Annotated in this window: 15 protein-coding genes; all 15 read right to left on the bottom strand. The window is 44.3% G+C overall.

The window, feature by feature from the left end; all coding sequences use genetic code 11:
- Window positions 1–4: 4 nt before the first annotated feature.
- Window positions 5–544 (bottom strand): cysteine hydrolase family protein, encoded by a 540-nt coding sequence (locus tag ACZ43M_RS16840; RefSeq protein ID WP_464503698.1) that lies wholly within the window; start codon window positions 542–544, stop codon window positions 5–7.
- A 136-nt stretch (window positions 545–680) separates the two neighbouring features.
- Complete coding sequence (locus ACZ43M_RS16845; RefSeq protein ID WP_464503699.1) at window positions 681–1,634, bottom strand: alpha/beta hydrolase; 954 nt, start codon at window positions 1,632–1,634, stop codon at window positions 681–683.
- Between the two features lie 118 nt (window positions 1,635–1,752).
- Window positions 1,753–2,340 (bottom strand): class I SAM-dependent methyltransferase, encoded by a 588-nt coding sequence (locus ACZ43M_RS16850; RefSeq protein WP_464503700.1) that lies wholly within the window; start codon window positions 2,338–2,340, stop codon window positions 1,753–1,755.
- A 162-nt stretch (window positions 2,341–2,502) separates the two neighbouring features.
- On the bottom strand, window positions 2,503–4,287 hold the full coding sequence (locus ACZ43M_RS16855; protein ID WP_464503701.1) for an L-lactate permease: 1,785 nt from the start codon (window positions 4,285–4,287) through the stop codon (window positions 2,503–2,505).
- A 186-nt stretch (window positions 4,288–4,473) separates the two neighbouring features.
- The gene (locus tag ACZ43M_RS16860; RefSeq protein ID WP_464503702.1) at window positions 4,474–5,241 is read right to left on the bottom strand and encodes an IclR family transcriptional regulator; all 768 of its coding nucleotides are present in this window, start codon (window positions 5,239–5,241) and stop codon (window positions 4,474–4,476) included.
- An 89-nt stretch (window positions 5,242–5,330) separates the two neighbouring features.
- A complete protein-coding gene (locus tag ACZ43M_RS16865; RefSeq protein WP_464503703.1) occupies window positions 5,331–6,107 on the bottom strand; it encodes a fumarylacetoacetate hydrolase family protein in 777 nt (258 codons plus the stop codon).
- 87 nt (window positions 6,108–6,194) lie between these two features.
- Window positions 6,195–8,375 (bottom strand): malate synthase G, encoded by a 2,181-nt coding sequence (locus ACZ43M_RS16870; protein ID WP_464503704.1) that lies wholly within the window; start codon window positions 8,373–8,375, stop codon window positions 6,195–6,197.
- Window positions 8,376–8,540: 165 nt separating this feature from the next.
- Window positions 8,541–9,998 (bottom strand): FAD-linked oxidase C-terminal domain-containing protein, encoded by a 1,458-nt coding sequence (locus ACZ43M_RS16875; RefSeq protein WP_464503705.1) that lies wholly within the window; start codon window positions 9,996–9,998, stop codon window positions 8,541–8,543.
- Window positions 9,999–11,363, bottom strand: a complete 1,365-nt coding sequence (locus tag ACZ43M_RS16880) for a (Fe-S)-binding protein (RefSeq protein WP_464503706.1) — start codon at window positions 11,361–11,363, stop codon at window positions 9,999–10,001.
- Between the two features lie 4 nt (window positions 11,364–11,367).
- Window positions 11,368–12,693 carry an FAD-binding oxidoreductase gene (locus ACZ43M_RS16885; protein WP_464503707.1) on the bottom strand — a complete coding sequence of 442 codons (1,326 nt, stop codon included), beginning with the start codon at window positions 12,691–12,693 and terminating at the stop codon, window positions 11,368–11,370.
- A gap of 68 nt (window positions 12,694–12,761) precedes the next feature.
- A complete protein-coding gene (locus ACZ43M_RS16890; RefSeq protein WP_464503708.1) occupies window positions 12,762–13,454 on the bottom strand; it encodes a FadR/GntR family transcriptional regulator in 693 nt (230 codons plus the stop codon).
- A gap of 125 nt (window positions 13,455–13,579) precedes the next feature.
- Window positions 13,580–14,803, bottom strand: a complete 1,224-nt coding sequence (locus ACZ43M_RS16895) for a benzoate/H(+) symporter BenE family transporter (RefSeq protein WP_464503709.1) — start codon at window positions 14,801–14,803, stop codon at window positions 13,580–13,582.
- Window positions 14,804–14,981: 178 nt separating this feature from the next.
- On the bottom strand, window positions 14,982–15,434 hold the full coding sequence (locus ACZ43M_RS16900; RefSeq protein ID WP_464503710.1) for a flavodoxin domain-containing protein: 453 nt from the start codon (window positions 15,432–15,434) through the stop codon (window positions 14,982–14,984).
- Window positions 15,431–16,468 (bottom strand): ribonucleotide-diphosphate reductase subunit beta, encoded by a 1,038-nt coding sequence (locus ACZ43M_RS16905; RefSeq protein WP_464503711.1) that lies wholly within the window; start codon window positions 16,466–16,468, stop codon window positions 15,431–15,433. The genes ACZ43M_RS16900 and ACZ43M_RS16905 overlap by 4 nt, the downstream gene beginning before the upstream one ends.
- A gap of 14 nt (window positions 16,469–16,482) precedes the next feature.
- Window positions 16,483–18,747: a ribonucleoside-diphosphate reductase subunit alpha gene (locus ACZ43M_RS16910; RefSeq protein WP_464508045.1), complete on the bottom strand. Its 2,265-nt coding sequence runs from the start codon at window positions 18,745–18,747 to the stop codon at window positions 16,483–16,485.
- Between the last annotated feature and the right edge of the window lie 149 nt (window positions 18,748–18,896).

The raw sequence follows: 18,896 nt of genomic DNA on the forward strand, positions 1-18,896 counted from the left end.
TTTATTAAAATTCTACTTCATTCGAAGCTTGCACCAAAATCCGCCGCTCAGGAGTGTTTATGCGGCTTAATACAGTATTGTAATGGTGAATCACTTGCTCCACCGGAAGGAACCCGAACTCATCGACCGTCGTGTGACCGTCAGCAATAAGCGTGACATCGAATCCTAACGACAATGCGGCGCGGCAGGTTGTATCAATGCAATATTCCGTCCGTACCCCCACTACAAAAAGATGTGTTATGTTGCGCCGCTGCAATTCTTTCTTTAAATCTGTCTGAAAAAAGGAATCCGCTGCCATTTTAGGAATGATGAAATCCTCTTTGCGAGGGTTAATGCCTTGGGCAAACTGCCAGAACTGCGACCCCCTGGCCAGTAAATCATTCTCAGGTCCCTCAAATTGAATATAAAAAATCGGCACATCCTCCCCTTCTGCTTTACCAATCATTTTTTTGATGACCGCAAACGTTTCATCCCGCTTATACGTTCCCCACATCGGGCCTGCTTGAACATCGATGACCAGCAGTGCCGACCGCTTATCCTCCATTTTCCCATCCCCTTTCTTACACGTTCCTCTCTTAAAACTATACAGAAAATTAGCAACAAAAAAGACGCAAATACTATGAAAAATATTTACGTCTTTTCTTCTATTGACTATTAAAATACACTTACCGTCAGCAGGCTTACTTTACTTTCACAGGCGATTGTTCTCTAACGAACTCCACAATCATTTTTAAAGCCTCAATGCCTTCTTCCTGATCAATAAAAGATTGAATAAATCCATGGATCATCCCGGCAAACCTTTTCGCTAATATTGGGACACCTGCTTTCTGAAGCCTCTGGCCATATGCCTCTCCCTCATCGCGCAGCACATCATACTCTGCTGTCAAAAGAAGTGTTGGAGGCAAGCAGCTCACATCGTCCGCGCGAATTGGAGATGCATACGGGTGAAGCCGGTCTTCTACGTTCTCCAGGTACAAATCCCAAAATAGCGCCATGTGGGTATTTGTCACGCCAAACCCTTCAGCATTTTCGGTATATGAAGGGTAGATGGACGTTTTATCCAATGGATGAAAATCGATTACAGGATAAATAAGAATCTGCTTTGCAATGGTTGGACCCTTTCGATCGCGGGCCATCAGCGAGACAGCTGCCGATAGCGTCCCACCGGCACTATCCCCTGCGACTGACAGATTACTGGCGTCACCGTTTAACTCTTCGGCATGCTCTGCCACCCAGGCTGCTGCTGCATAGCAATCCTCAGGTGCTGCTGGGAAGGAATGTTCCGGCGCCAGCCGATAATCGACTGAAACCACCTTTGCTCCTGTTGCTCTGGCCAGAATTCGGCAGGTAACGTCATAGCTTTCAATATCGCCGACGACAAATCCGCCGCCGTGGAAAAACACAAGCAAAGGATACGGTCCTTTTCCTTCCGGTGTATAAATCCGTATTGGAACAGGATAACCATTGTGACCAGGAATGGTTCTGTTCTCAATTCTTTGTACCCTTGGCCTGGCCACTACAGGCGGCATCATGCTTAGGGCGGCACCACGGTAATTGATCAAATCCTCGGCGGTGTTTAAATCCCCAAGTGGATTTCCTGCTAAGAATTTTTCAACATAAGGCTTTAATGGCATAAAAAAACTCCTCTCAACCTATTTTTTATCGGACTTTGATGAGGAGAAATTCATGATGTCAATTCTCTGTAATCCTAATATACTGGAATAATATCCCTATGAAAATAGGAGAAAGATCCTACTTTGCATTTTCTGCCACGGCAAAGATAAACAAACCATTGTAATACTTTTTCTTCTCAACCAGTGGTAACTCTGTAAATAAATCCATCGTGCTGCGATTTAAACAGCAGCCGTCACAAAATTTTTTCCAGGCAGGAGTTAAACCCTCCTGAAGTGCACCCAAAAAGCGGTTTTCCATTTTTACATGTTCAAACAGCAGAATCTTCCCACCAGGTTTACACACACGTTTCATTTCTTGTACTGCTTTTTCCGGATTGGGAATCGTACACATGACTAAGGTCGCTACCACAGTGTCAAACGTGCTATCAGCAAATGGAAGGTTTTCAGCCCCCGCCTGCACCAATTGTATTGGGACAACAGCTTGCTTATATTTCGAGCGGGAACGCTCCAGCATGTAGGGACTAGGTTCAATCGCCACAACCTTTTCTGCCGATTCGTAAAGCGGAAAATTAATCCCTGTCCCCGAACCGATTTCTAGGACATTGCCTGTTGCTTTGGCAAGGAGCTCCTTTCGAATGCCTTTGAATTTGTTTTTCTCTAACGGACTCATGAAAAAATCATACCAGTTGGCAAATGTCTGACTCAAAACTCTTCAACCCCATTTTCATTCTTAAAACTTTTTACCTATTATAACAGTTATAGTAATCCGCCACATGAAAAAAGGGGATCGAACTTAATCGATTCCCCTTTTTTAGTCAACACCTAAACCAATTCATAAAGCTGTCCAATAAGCTTTAGCATATTATGATCATTTTGCACCAAACGAGTTCCCACTGCCTGCCAATATATTTGCCCGCTTTTGATTGGATGCAATAATATAAACCGCGGCAACGGCAATGGCGGCAGCCACAAAAGTTCCAATGTTAAAGAAGCCTTTTTCAGAATACCACACAATGGAATATCCGATTGCTCCTGCAATTAAGGCATAGTAGGCAAATGGCAATAGCGTTTTTCGGATGACAGTGCCTTCCTTCCCGACCAAGCCGACGACTGCTGACGCAGCAACTACGTTATGAACACATATCATGTTACCTGCCGCACCACCAACTGCTTGAAGCGCGACAATCCATGTTGGATCCACGCCAATTTGGGAGCCAACGTCATATTGGAATAAAGAGAACATCATATTACTTACCGTGTTACTACCGGCAATAAAAGCCCCTAACCCTCCAATGAAAGTGGCGAAGAACGGCCAGAACTCACCGGCTAACGCAGCAGCACCGTTAGCCAACTCGATAGGCATTTTATCAAAGCCTACGGCACCACCGCCTGTGTTTGCAAACACCTGAACCATCGGCACCGTAAAGATGAGGGCTGTTGAAGCGGCGAGTGTGGTTTTACCAGACTGAGCCCACGCTCTTTTGTATGCGCTGCCATTCATGCTGTGAATAAAATAGGTTAGTATCGAAACGAGGATAAAGATTGTTCCCGGTAAATATAACGGTTGAAAACTGGAACTAATTTCCGAACCAAAAATATTACTAAAAGTAACGGTCCAAGCTTTCATCCATCCACCTAAAGGAAGGAATGACAATCTTGTTAATACAAGGAACAAGCCTACCAAAATGTACGGAGACCAGGCACGCATTAAGCTCATGCTCCCACTTTTGTGTGCAATATCCTTGATTTCAATGTTCCCCGTCCATTCTGGGTCCCACTTTGATTTTTCCTCGAAGTCCCATACCTCTTCTTTAGGAGGCAGTAGGAAGCCTTTTTTGGCTGCTGAAACAACGATGGCCAGGCCGACTAACCCCCCAATCATCGACGGGAACTCTGGTCCTATTGTATTAGCTACAATTACGTATGGTATAGTCATGGAGAATGAGGCGAATAAGGCGAATTTCCACACCTTTATTCCTTCTGTGTAGGATTTGTTTTTACCAAAGAATCTCGTCATTAAAGCAACAACGAAAAGAGGAACAAGCGTACCGGCTATCATATGTAGTATGGAGACTTTCCCGCCAATGGCCGTTACGAGTGCCAGAAAATCATTTGTTATACCTTGATCTGCTGATAAACCTGTTTGGATGCCAACAAGGACGGGAGTACCTACTGCCCCAAATGAAACTGGTGTACTTTGAATCACCATTCCGGCGATAACGGCGGCCATTGCTGGAAACCCTAGTCCGACCATTAACGGTACGGCAACAGCCGCTGGTGTGCCGAATCCCGAAGCCCCTTCAATGAAGGATCCAAATAACCAGGCAATGATAATAACCTGAATCCGCCGGTCCGGAGAAATTTCAGTAAACCCTTGACGAATAGCTCTAATCCCGCCGCTTTCCTGCAATGTGTTTAAAAGCAAAATGGCCCCAAATATAATGTATAAGAGCGTACCAGCTGTCACAAGACCATTTATAGATGCGGCCGCTACTTGAGCTCCCGGCACCTGCCAGACAAATAAGGCCAGCCCCACTGCCACGATGTAAGATATCGGCATCGCTTTACTGGCTGGCCATCTAAGGCCAACTAAAAAGACCCCAACAACAATGATTGGCAGCAGTGATAAAAAAGATAACATACCTGTACCCATGTAATCCCCCCATATTCCATTTGTTTTTGGATTAAAATAATATTATACAATCCAATCATTTATAATTATATGTTTCTTTAGAATAATTTTCAATAATATTTAGAAAACTTAAAATAATTAGAATAGTAGATAAGACAAAAAAATTATTCGATGTGGTTAACAATCGAATAATTTTTGTATCCTGCCCTAATCTGGATTTCCTAATCTGGTAGAAATCTGTCTTCCTATTTTTATTATTCTTGGCATTAATTCTTCCAGCCTTTCATCTGTCATTCGGATGGTAGGACCGGAAATGCTCACAGCTGCACAAACCTTCCCCAGATGGTCAAAAATTGGGACGGCAATACAGCGAATCCCGTATTGGTTTTCTTCCAGGTCAAGTGCATAACCCTTTTGTTTTACTTTAACCAATTCCTGCAGGAAGACATCACGGTCTATAATGGTTTGATCCGTATGTACCGGCAGCCCTTTGTGCTCAAGAATATCCACGACTTCGCTTGAAGGCAGGTGAGCAAGGATTGCTTTTCCTACTGAGGTACAATGCATCGGAGCTCTTTTTCCTACTTTCGAATGCATCCTTAAAGTTTCATTGCCTTCTAGCTTTTCGATATACACGACCTCTCCTTGGTCATATACAACGAGGTGGATGACTTCATTTGTTTCTTTTTCCAATTCCCTTAAAAATGGCTTAGCCTCTGCTCGTAAATCAATGGACTCCAGCAGTTTCGAGCTAATCTCTAAAAACTTATATCCTAGTTTATATCTTCCTGACTCCTCATCTTGTTCGATATATCCATATCGCACTAATGTGGCTAGAATTCGAAAGACAGAGCTTTTATTAATATCCATTCTCTTGGAAATGTCTGTTACACCCATTCCATCCTTTTTCAAACCTACTATATCTATAATATCCAATGCCCGGCTCACAGACTTTACCATGTTTTCTCTTTCCAAAATGTTCATCTCCAGTATTACGTATTATTGAGGGAAATTTCCTATTATCATAGCACAAAGCTGGCAGCCGGACATTGTCGCAAACCTAATCAGGCTTTTGCGGTTTCTTTTACAGTAACAAATGTATTACGGAGGGTCCCAATCTCTTTAATTTCACATTCAATGACGTTACCTTCACCTACAAATTCCGCTCCCAGTGGACTTCCCGTCAATATTACATCCCCTGGTTTTAACGTCATGACCTTCGTGAGATAGGAAATCATTTTACGAAGCGGAACAATCATAAGTTCCGTGTGGCTGTTTTGCTTTTCCACGTCATTAAGCCTAGCTTCTACCCTGACATTAAGTGGATCAAGCTCTGTTTCAATCACTGGACCAAGAGGAGTAAACGTATCAAATGATTTTCCAATCGTCCAATGCCCATCCTGATGGAAAAATTGCGGTGCCGTGACATCATTCCCTACGGTATAACCAAAGATATAATCTAATACTTCTGATTCAGGCACATTTTTTGCTTCTTTCCCGATGACAACAGCTAACTCTGACTCAAATTTCACTAGGTCGATTCCCTCAGGAATGATGATTTCATCCTCAGGTCCAATGACAGAAGTGACCGGTTTGAAAAAGAATACAGGAATTTCCGGCAATTCACTTGGAAGGTCCTCAAGTTGGGAAACGTAGTTGGCCCCAATTCCAATAATTTGCTTAGGTTGCAGCGGCGCAAGCAGCTTTACATCACGCTTGGAGAATTCTTCCCCCGTGTATTCCCAGTCTCCAAATAGATCTCCTTTAATCGCTTTGATAGCATCCTCACTGATAACCCCTATATACACAGTCTCATTGACTTTAAATCTGGCAAACTTCATCGCTATCTCATCTCCTTGTAAAAAATCAGGCTGGAAAAGGATGGAACAGCCCTAAGGAACACTGCTCCACTCTCCTAAGCTAGTAAATTACTTTTTAACGGCAAACTTGGCTTTGGCCTCAATACGGCGGCGATGCAGAATTGGCTCCGTGTAGCCATTCGGCTGATCATAGCCCTCGAAAACAAGGTCACAAGCTGCTTGGAATGCTACTGAATTATCATAATCTGGCGCCATTGGACGGTAGGCAGCATCACCAGCATTTTGTTGGTCGACAACCTTAGCCATGCGCTTAAAGGTCTCCAACACCTGCTCTTTTGAACAAATACCGTGGTGCAGCCAGTTGGCCATATGCTGGCTGGAAATCCGTAATGTGGCGCGGTCCTCCATTAACCCGATGTTATTAATATCCGGTACTTTCGAGCAGCCGACGCCCTGCTCAACCCAGCGGACTACGTAGCCTAAAATCCCTTGGGCATTGTTATCAAGTTCCTGCTGAACTTCTTCCGGTCTCCAATTTGGATTTTCTGAAACCGGGATTTGCAGTATGTCATCTGTTAAATCCTTGATCTGCTGTTTCTTCTCCTCCTGCACTGCTGTTACATCAACCTGATGGTAATGGAGCGCATGCAGGGTAGCGGCCGTAGGTGACGGAACCCATGCCGTATTGGCGCCCGTTTTCACATGGCCGATCTTTTGCTTCAGCATTTCTGCCATCAAATCTGGCATAGCCCACATACCTTTACCGATTTGAGCTCTGCCTGGAAGTCCGGTTGCCAGACCTGCACTAACGTTTGACAGCTCATAGCTTTGCAGCCAAGGTGACCCTTTCATATCATTTTTCCGGATCATTGGCCCTGCTTCCATGGAAGTATGCATTTCATCCCCCGTACGATCTAGGAAACCGGTATTGATAAAGACGATTCGATCCTTTACCTGGCGGATACATGCTTTCAAGTTTAAGGAAGTCCGGCGCTCCTCATCCATGACCCCGATTTTTAGGGTATTCCGCTCTAATCCTAGCATGTCTTCGACACGGTCAAATAGTTCATTTGCAAAGGCAACCTCTTCGGAGCCATGCATCTTAGGCTTCACGATATAAATGGAACCTTTTGAAGTGTTTTGGTATTGACCATTGCCTAAAAGAGTATGTTTTGCAATCAGGCTTGTGACAACTCCATCCAAGATACCTTCTTGAATTTCTTCGCCGTTTTCATCTAGAATCGCATTAATTGTCATGAGGTGACCGACATTACGGATAAACAGCAGTGAACGTCCATTCAGGCTTAGTTCCCCGCCGTCTGGCGTTGTGTAAAGGCGATCAGGATTGAGGGTCCTCGTCATACTTTTAGTGCCTTTTACGAAAGTGGCAGACAAGTCACCCTTCATCAAGCCGAGCCAGTTGCGGTATACAAGCACTTTATCCTCCGCATCCACGGCGGCAACGGAATCCTCGCAGTCCATAATTGTTGTAATTGCTGCTTCTATAAGAATATCTTTTACCCCGGCATTATCTGTTTTTCCAATTGGGTGATTACGGTCAACTTGAATTTCGATATGGAGGCCGTTATTTTTCAAAAGGACTGCAGATGGACTTTCAAGCTCTCCGTTATAGCCGGCAAACTTGGACTCATCCTCAAGGCCTGCTGTGCTGCCGTTGCTTAGAGTAACGAATAGCTTCCCGCCTGCAACGCTGTACTGAACAACATCCCGATGTGATGCTTCTCTTAACGGTGCCGCCTCATCTAAAAACTCTTTTCCAAATGAGATGACTTTATTCCCGCGAACAGGGTTATAGCCGCCGCTGCGGTCTGCTCCATCTTCTTCGCTAATCGCATCTGTTCCGTAAAGAGCATCGTACAGACTTCCCCAGCGGGCATTGGCTGCATTTATGGCATAGCGGGCATTGTTAACAGGTACAACAAGCTGCGGGCCGGCCTGGAGGGCGATTTCATCGTCTACTCCTTCAGTGGTAATTTGAAAGTCGTCTACTTCGGGCTCAAGATAGCCGATTTCCTCCAAAAAAGCTTTATACTTGGCAAAATCGAAGTTTCCTGTATTTTCACGGTGCCAGGCATTCAGCTTCGCTTGGATTTCATCACGACGCGCTAATAATTCTTTATTTTTAGGAGTCAGATCTTTGACTAATTTTCCAAAATCAGCCCAAAACTGATCTTGTTCCACCCCGCTCCCTGGAAGTACCTCCAAATTAATAAAGTCATAGAGCTCTGAAGCAACTTGAAGATGGCCTGCCTTTACGTAGTTTGTCATTGTTATATTCTCCTCCTTATAAATTTTCGAGCTTCTTTCTCGTTGATATGAAAACTTACTGTTTGTTATTACGAAACACCGTTTCTTTTCTTTACAAAAAAAAGATAGCACAGTTCTTGCATTCATTTCAATAATTTTCGCAAAATTTGTGCCATTTCTATCTTTTTACCTTGCTGCTGCAGCTTTCATCTCTTTCTTTATTTCTACACAGCGCCCTGGTGACGGGAACAGTTTCCCGGCATTTAGTAGACTATCCGGATTAAATACTTCACGAATGTTGGTTTGTGCGATTATTTCCTCATCCTTAAAAACAAAGCGCATTTCTTCTCTTTTTTCAATGCCGACACCGTGTTCACCTGTAATGGTCCCGCCTACATCAGCACATATCTGCAGACAGGCACTGCCTGCCTTTAAAGCTTTCTCAGACTCACCCGGAATACGAGCATCGAACAAGACGAGCGGATGGAGATTCCCATCCCCGGCATGGAATATGTTAGCAATCCGTAAATCATACTCCTCACTTACCTTGTTAATCCGCTCCAACACTTCAGGCAGCCTGCTTCTTGGAATGACACCGTCCTGTACCAAGTAGTCGGGCGATATCGCTCCCATCGCTCCAAAACCTGTTTTACGGTTCGCCCACCATCTGCCTCGCTCCTGTTCGTCTTGGGCAACTTTCACTTCGCGGACATTTCTTTTTTTACAAACCTCAAGAATTTGATTTATTTGCTCATCGATTCCTGCTGAGATGCCGTCTACCTCGATTAGGAGTACCGCATCAATGTCCCTGGGATGCCCGACTGGAAAGGCCGCAGCCTCTACACCTTCGATAGCAATTTTGTCCATCATTTCAAGAGCGGCCGGAACTATTCCTGCCGAGACAATGTCTGATACGGCCTGGCTTCCGTCGGAAACCTTATCAAAGTAAGCAAGAACTGTCTGCTTTGCCTCCGGATTTTTTAAAATGCGAACAGTTATTTTGGTCACAATCCCAAGCGTCCCCTCTGAGCCCGTCAAAAGCCCAAGCAAATCATATCCGGGAGAATCTGGAATACCGTTCTTGCCAATTTCAATTATTTGTCCGTTAGGCAGCACGACCTCGAGTCCTAGAATATGGTTGGTCGTTACCCCGTATTTTAAACAGTGGGCTCCACCGGCGTTTTCCGCGACATTTCCGCCAATTGTACAACAATACTGACTGGATGGGTCCGGTGCATAATAGTAGCCCTTATCGGAAATTGAATTCGTCAGCTTCAGATTGACAAAGCCTGGTTCCACAACTGCACGGCGATTTTCTAGGTCGACGCTTAGGAGACGCTTCATTCTGACCAGACTAATTATGACTTCACCGTTTAAGGGAATGGCCCCGCCGCTTAGACCCGTTCCTGCTCCGCGTGCAAGGAAGGGTAGATGGTTATCTGAGCAGTATTTAACTAACTGGGACACTTCTTGGGTGTTCTTCGGGAACACAACAGCCTTCGGTAAATGCTTATGAAGCGTAAAGCCATCGCAATCATAAGCTACCAAATCTTCCTTTTTATATAAGATTGACTTTTCCCCGCCAACGATGGCAGCTAGGTTCTGGATATGCTTATCGTTTGATTTGATGCCCTTTGCACCCATTTACTTCCCCTCCTCGCTTTCAGCATCCCCTTTTTGATAAGCCCAGTCTAATAGCTGAATCGTATGCACAATCTTTTGATTTCTGCCATGCTTTTGGACACCCATGGCCATTTGCAGCATGCATCCAGGGTTCCCCATCGAAATCATTTCCACATCATCCGGAACATTTTCCATCTTGCTCTCTAGTACAGCAGCGGCCATTTCAGGGTTGGTAATATTGTATATACCGGCACTTCCGCAGCAGCGGTCAGCATTAGGCATGTGGACCATTTCCACACCGGGAATATCCAGGAGGAGTTCACGCGGTTCCTGACGGATTCCCTGACCATGTGCCAAATGGCAGGCATCGTGATAGGTAATTCTCGTATTGATTTCACCTTTTGGCTTTTCATAGCCTGTGTCATACAAATATTTAGATATATCTTCGACCTTTGCAGCAAATTCTTCGGCTTTTTCGCGCCACTCAGGTTCTTCGCGGAACAATTCTGCATATTCCTTCATCATACAGCCGCAGCCTGCAGCATTGACAACCACTTTTTCTACATCCTGAAATGCCTCGATATTCTGCTTGGCCAGCTTTCTGCCTGTTTCGCGGTCACCGGCATGAACATGCAGCGCGCCGCAGCAGGTTTGATTTTTCGGGATTGCCACGTCATTGCCGTTTCGTGTTAATACATTGATCGTGGACTCATTAATATCACTGAACATGACATCCATGATGCAGCCTGTCAGGAGTCCCACCTCATTCTTGGTCTCCCCTTTTGCTTTAATCACCTGTTCATTTTTGTATTTTTTACTGACCGGCTCCCTCACCTCCGGCATAATTGCTTCCATATCCACTAAGTGCTGCGGCATGATGTTTATCAGTCCGGTTTTTCGGACAACCTTTTGCATACCGCTCTTCTGATAAAACTTCAACAGGCTTCCCACGGTATTTAACCGGTTCTGATGCGGGAACAATCCTTTTAGGAAAAAGTTGTTCACCGCCCCTTTTACACCTGTCAGCGGCATGGCTTGACGAACCTGACCACGGGCTTCTTCTATTAAGCCGCCCACATCGACATCCGCCGGACAGGCCGTTGTACAAGCACGGCAATCAAGACAGGCAAATACGGGATCCATAAATTGCTCGTTTACTTCCAGTTTTCCTTCTGCAACAGACTTAATCAGGTAAACACGCCCACGGGGGGAGTGCTGCTCCATTCCGGTTTGTTCGTAGGTAGGACAGGATTCCAGGCACATGCCGCAGTGAACGCAGTCTGCCCATTTACTCTCATCTGGCGGGTCACTCCAAAGATAATTTCCCAATCCGCCAGATGTACACGCCGCCGGACTTTGCTTTAATGCCATTTCTTTTAAACTCATAGTCTTATATCCCTCCTACAAATCGGCCAGGATTTAGAATTCTATTCTGATCAACTTTTGTTTTAATCCCTTCTAATAGGAAGAAATGGGATGGTTTCTCCCCCCAGACATTCACCTGTTGCCGGAGTGAAGGGGGTAAATGCTTTACAATGGCATACCCGCCAAGCTGTTTTGCTGAACTTCTTAATAGATTGATAGCTGATAGTATATCTTCGCTAGAACCGTTTAAAATAACCTGGCATAGACCGTGTCCGAGTCCCCCGTGTGCCAAAGCAGATACGTGATGGGAATCCTCCAGCAGCTGACATTCGCGGATGACATTTACAACATCCAGGTTCATGACACCAATTTTTAAAGCTGCCTCTATTTGAGGGCCGGCCGATTCTATTGCACCATTCGGAGCAATTTGATAGAAGTGATTCCAAAACTCTTGCGCATCGGCTGTAGAGAGAATTTTCATTTCTGTTTTTGCCGGCTGAATCTTTTTAATAAACTCCTCTTGATAGTGGACAGAGCTTTCTACATCCTCGAAGCTGATTGCTAACGTATAACGGTGCTGACCAGTCATTTTCTCAGCAAGGGATGGGTTCAACAGCTCTACTGCCACTGGTTCCATCATGGAGTCCAAGAGTTTGACAGCAAAGGAAGAGACCTCCTGAAGCTCCCCCTCCGGGAAATTCAAGAGAATCAAACTTTCATACTTTGTTAGCGGCCGGAGCTTCAAGGTCACCTCTGATATCACTCCAAGTGTTCCCATAGAGCCAATAAACAGCTTATTCATATCATAGCCAGCCACGTTCTTTACCACTTTTCCTCCGGACCGGATAACGGTGCCATCGGGGTAGACGGTCCTTAAGCCAATCACTGCATCTCTGGCTGAACCATAGCCAAGCCGTTTGGGACCGCTGTCATTTGCAGCAATAATCCCGCCAATAGTTGCAAATTCAGGCCAATTGACATCAAGCGCTATTTTTTGATTGAACTGGGCCAGATACTCCTGTAACTCTTTAACCGGGGTTCCTGGTTTTACGGTCAGAGTCATGTCACCAACAACATGCTCCACGATGCCTTTAAATTTCGCCAAAGACAATCCGATGTCGGCATCCTCCATTCCCCCGCCAAACCCTCTTTTTGTACCGCCCCCGACAATGCTGATGCTTTTCCCATTGTCATTGGCATAGCGTAAGATGTTTGCAATTTCTCCTTCTGAAACTGGATAGACTGTTATTTTTGCGCTATTACCTAGAGGATGCCCCTGCTCATCCTCTGCAGCTATTCGCTCCACTGGTAAAATAGCTTTCAAGTCTTCCAGAATTTCTGCTGTTACCATTCACACACACCTCTCTTTGTTTTGTAATAAGAAACATCGTTTCTAAATGTCTTTAAAAAACCTCTACTTTATTGGTTCCACAAAACACTGCCTTGCAAAAGTTCTTCGACTGTATTTAAGTGGTTGCTCATGCTCTGTTTCGCTGCTTTCGAATCTCCCTTTTCAATCGATTCAATGAGTTGCTGGTGCTGGCGGGAAATTAAGCTCACTGTATCCTCATCTTTTTGGATGTAGTGATGAAAATCCATCATCACTTTTTTCATGGTAGTGGAAATAAACTGGACTAATTGAATGAGGATCTCGTTGCCTGTTGCCTTGGCGATTGTTAAATGAAACTGGTAATCGGATTCCCAAGGATTTGTTGATGGACTATAGAGTGTGTGTTTTAAACTATGTAAATCCTTCTCTGTTCGATTGACTGCGGCTATTTCAGCCATACCTGTTTCCAATAATTTTCTTACTTGAAAAAGTTCACTTATATCTCTTGAACTGGACAAAAGCATATTCTGATTAAATAATTTGCTGGAATCGAATTCACAAACAAAGGTTCCTTCCCCTCGCCTCACATAAACCGTTCCCTTGCCGCATAAGGTTGTAATCGCATCACGTACAGCGGAACGGCCAACCCCAAACAGTTCACACAGTTCACGAACAGAAGGGAGTTTTTCCCCAGCCTTAAACATTCCTGAATGGATCATTTTCTCCAGCTGCTCCTCAACGGATTCTGATACCTTCTTTGTTGAAATTTTTTCTACCTTCACCTGCCCACCACCTTCCCGTCAGATATCACATATCTGATATGTCTGATTTTATTAAATCATGAGTGGGGTATTTTTTCAAATTAATTTTTAGAATTGAGTATATAGTCTGATTATTCCAGCCATTACTATACGCCTTCCTTATTTTCAACGCTCCGTGCGATTATCGCACCAAACAAAAGCGCCAAAACAGGAGCACTTATTTGCCAAAAAGATACATTTGACAGGGCAATAACAAATGCAGTTAGGGCACTTAATTGATAACGTGCTTGTGAAAACCCCATATGCAAACTAGACTGCAATGCCCCAATTAGAGCAAATCCGGCGAGCATCGAAACAAAGGCCTGTGGCAAGGACTGAATGAACGGAACGATTTTCCAGGCAAAAATGCCGAAGATTAGTATGACGATTCCTGAAACAAGGGAGGCGATGTACCGCTTCGGTTTCGGCCCCGCATCAGGACCGGCACAAATGGTCGTCATCATTCCGGCTATATTGGCGCTCTGCCCTCCAAAAAAACCGGCAAGGATCGAAAATATTCCGCTAAAGGTAATGACCTGACGAGTGTGCGGCTCAAAATGAGAACTCTTTAACGCTCCGATTCCAGGAGCTGCATCATTGCTCAGAACAAGCATGGCAAGAGGCAAGGCAATTGTAACTACCCCGATCCACGAAAACTCCGGGATTTGTATGGAAGGCAAAGAAAAAGCGATTTCCGTTGAGGGCATGTGTAAATCTACTGTAAATAAAAGGGCTACAAAGGCCGTGACAACGGCAGCCAGTATTGGCGGCACACGTTTACTATATTTCGATGCCAATATAAAACTAATCAGCGCCGCTCCCCCAACCAATGGCATTTCCTTCAGTGACGGTACCATCCTGACAACATACCCTGTCACCAATCCAGCCAGCATCGCCGCAATGACTTCTTTTGGAACCAAGTTCATCATTTTTGTAAAAAGACCAGATATCCCAATGAGAAAAATCAACAAACCCGATACAAGGTAACTCCCTATTAATTGGGGATAGGTAAATTGTGATGTGATAGTTGCCAAAAATGCCACTCCAGTGATCGAGTGACCGCCGGTTATTGGAATACGAAATAGGAGCGGCATGATGATGCCGAATAGTCCGCCGAAAAAATAGACAGCGAACATCCAGCTGATGGTCTGCTGGTCGGAAAAATGACCTGCCGCCGCAGCCTCTAGAATAATGATGGCCGGTCCCGTCATAACCAGCGTACTGGAAATCAGCCCAGAGGATACGTTTTGACCGTTCAGGCTTTGTAGTATTCCTTCCTGTCTTGGGATTTCTACTATCTGCCTTTTTTCGAATTTATTTTCTAATCCCATAATTCTCCCTTTCCTCCCCCTTTTTTCATTACTATAAACAATGTGATAAATAGTCAGAATTGTCAAGCCAGTTTGTTTTAAAAATAATTGCCCCTTGCCATTTACCTAGCAAAAGCTGCATCATGAGGTAAAAAGAAAGAGGTCCTTCAAAAAATGGAGGACCTCTAATATCCATTCATCAAACTGAAAGAGTACTCTTATTAACCCTTTCCACCACCAGGTCTACAAATTTCCGGCAGCGGTCAACATCCTTCGCCTGAGGTTGTACTTCTATCTTTAAGGTGGCGGTCAAATGTGTTTGAACAAACAGCATATCCCTGAATTCATCGACGGCCCCGCAAAAGCTTGGATAACCGCTGTCACCTGTACCCACAATTCCCGTCACCAAATCTTTACCATTATGGCTCTCAAAAGTGCGATATAGCGGGAGCATTTCATTCGGTATTTCTCCATTTCCCCAAGTATAGGTTCCAACTACAATTGCATCAAGCCTGTTAAGCTCCGAAATCGGAAATTGCTCAACACGATACATGTTGACTACGATCTGTTTTTCTGCAAATAATTCTTGAAGCAAATAAACCAGTTCTTCCGTGTTCCCCGTCTTAGAGGAATAAACAATCGCTATATTCATAGCTCATCGAAACCATTTGATTGTGTCACTTTTGCATAGGTGCGCGGCTTCTGTTCAAAAAAATCGGATTTCGTGCCATTAAGCATCTCATCAGAAAATACATGAATCCACGGCATTGGGTTATCGTGTTCTTCATATAAATTCTCCAAACCAAGCTGACGCAGCCGTTTATTTGCGAGGTACTCCGTGTAGCAGCTGTATTCATTCAGATTTATCCTTTCCACATCACGCAAAATAAAGGACGCCCATTCTTTTTCCAGCTCCACCGCTTGTCCAATCGTCCGGTAAACATAATGAATGTTTTCCTCGGTATGTAACTCTGGATTTTCCGTTAACAGGATCCGAATAAACTGAGCCATAAAATAGGCATGCTGCATTTCATCGCGCTGGATGTAGCTGATCATTGTACTCGTCTTTGGCATCTTTTGGAGACGGGCAAGATGATAGAAAAAAGCAAACCCGGCATAAAAATAGATTCCTTCAAGATTTATCGAGTTCACACTCAATTCAAATAAATGCTGTGCTGTCGGCTCCTCACGGAATTTTTCATAGGCTGTTAAAATCAACCGATTTCGTTTTTGGACAATAGGATCGCCTTTGGCCTGATTGAACCGGGCATTTTGCTCACTTAAAGGAACCAGCGAACTTAGAATATAGGAATAGGATTCATTATGCACTGCCTCCTGCTGGGCAATGACCGCAAAGATCGCTTTAAAGCTGGAATCGGTCACATAGTCCATCACCTGTGTCATTGTAGGTGTTTGCAGGCTGTCTAACGATGCCAGCTGGGTATTGATTCGCAAAAACACATCCTTTTCTACAGCTGAAAGCAAGTCCCACTGCTTAATATCATCCTGCATATTAATTTCTTGTGCCTTCCAAAAATTCGAAAGTAAGGTTTGATACAACTCATACATTTGCGGGTAGGCAATGTCATTCCAGTTGAGCAGACCGGATGACTGTCCGTTAATGATCCCGGTTGATTTATTTGGGTACTCCGGGTTCAGCAGTTTTATTTTGTGCAGACGTTTCATCAATTTTCCCCCTATCAGCTATGGCAAGCTTCACATTCGTTTATTTCAGCCTGCGACGTGCTCCGTACATAATATGTCGTCTTTAACCCTTGCTTCCAAGCTTCTATATGAAGGTTGAACAAATCTTTTGCCTTTATATCATGCCGGACATAAAGGTTAAAGCTGATTGACTGATCGATATGACGAGAGCGGGCGGCATTTTGCCTAATGCTCCATAATTGATCTAATTCATGTCTGGCGCGGCGATAGTAATCATACGTCCGATGGTTTAAATCTGGTGCCGTCACCTTCAATTTAAAATTTTTCTTTTCTTCAGCATATTCAATAGAATAAAGCGGATCAATCCCATCGGTAGAACCACCGATTTTTGCAGTCGAGGAATTTGGCGCAACTGCCATTAACCAGCCATTCCGCAAACCATGATTAGCGACCTCCTGCTTAAGCGTAAGCCAGCGTTCGGACTGGTAATTTTTTCGTTCAAAATAAACGCCGGTTTGCCATTCCGAACCACGAAATTGACTGTATTGTCCCTTTTCCTTGGCTAGTTCCATGGAGGATTGGATGGTCAGGTAGGCAATATTTTCATACAGCTCATCCGCATATTGAACGGCTTCGTCTGTCTCCCAATAAATCCCTTTTAAAGCTAATAAATGATGCCAGCCGAAGGTACCAAGACCAATGGCACGGTACTTTTGATTAGTCTGCCGGGCCTGGCCAACGGAAATGCTATTGAAATCAATTACATTATCAAGCATTCTAACCTGAATCCGAATCAATCGTTCTAATACATTAGCCGGGACCGCCGTTGCCAGATTAATAGACGACAAATTGCAAACAACGAATTCCCCAGGCTTCCGGACGATGACAATATTGTCGTCCTGATCCTGGTATTCACTGACAATCGTGGTCGCAGACATATTCTGTGTGATTTCTGTACAGAGGTTGCTGCAATAAATCGAAGTATGGCCTTTGCCTCTTACGTGCTTGTTGGGATTTTGTCTATTCACTTCATCTCTGTAAAACATGTACGGGGTGCCTGTTTCCAATTGCGCCATCATAATGCGGGCCATGATATCCATCGCCCGGTACGTTTTTCGCGGGAGCAGCGGATGGTTAACAGCCTGTTGATATTTTTCCGAAAAATATTTTCGGTCGTCTTCATCATAATAGTCTTCTAGACCGAGCGGTTTGCCCGCTTCGTCCCTCCAGCCCATTATCTGCTTGACTTCGTGCGGACAGAAGGTATGCCACTCCCCAATACTTCTGCCAGTTTCATCGGTCTCTAGTAATTTTTCCATAAACAGATCCGGCACTGCCACACCGGTGAAAATATCGTGTGCCTTGCGTCGCTCATCACCGTTATTCGTCTTTAAATCTAGGAACCCATTCATGATGTCTTTATGAAAAATATCCAAATAAACGGCAATGGCCCCCTGGCGCTGCCCCAATTGATCGACACTTACCGCGGTATCGTTTACCAATTTAATCCATGGCACGACTCCAGAGGAATTTCCCTTGAATCTTTTAATATCTGAACCGAGAGCACGGACTTTGCCATAGTAAATCCCAATCCCGCCGCCATCCTTACTCAACCGGGCAATGTCCCAGTTATTTAAATATATCCCATCCAAAGAGTCATCAACGGTATCAATAAAACAGGACGACAGCTGTCCGAAGCTTTTGCCTGCATTCGCTAACGTCGGAGTCGCAACTGTCATATATAAATGGCTAAGCGCCCAATATGCCTCCTTAACCAGGTCTAACCGTCCTGCCTTGTTTTCATGTTTCATTAACGTCATCGCAATAATCATGAAACGTTCTTGCGGTAGCTCAAATACCTGTTGCTGATGATCTTTTGCCAGGTATCGGTCAGCGAGTAAAAATAACCCTATGTAATTAAACAGATAATCACGTTCCGGATCGATTTCTTTTCCTAATTCGTCAATTTCCTCTTTGTTGTATAGGATTACTAGATCGCTAGAATAGATTCCCTTCACTGTCAACTTTTGAATTAACTTAAAAAAGTCTCCGTATTTGTTTGCCGGGTCGGAACCTCTGTTTTCGGCAGCCTTTTGATACAATTCATTTAAATAAAGTCTGGCCGCAACGAATGTCCAGTCTGGCTTGTCCATCGCAATTTGATTAATAGCATAATATAATGCTGCCTGGCTGGCTTCCGAATCTGTGACATCTAAAGCGCAGATGGAGTTTTGAAGGTCGCTCGTATCTAATTGATACCTTACTGACGCTTTCTTGATGGTTTCCATCACAACATTCATTTCATTCTTAATTTGAGTGCTCATCGCTCTCTTCCCCCTTAAATATAAAAAATCCGCTCATGGGGATGAGCGGATGAAACGATTCGAACAAAAGAGAGCATCAAAAACAGATACTAAGCCTCTTGTCGCCACCGTTTCATCTTCTCAAT

The organism is Neobacillus sp. B24, from assembly GCF_055381825.1.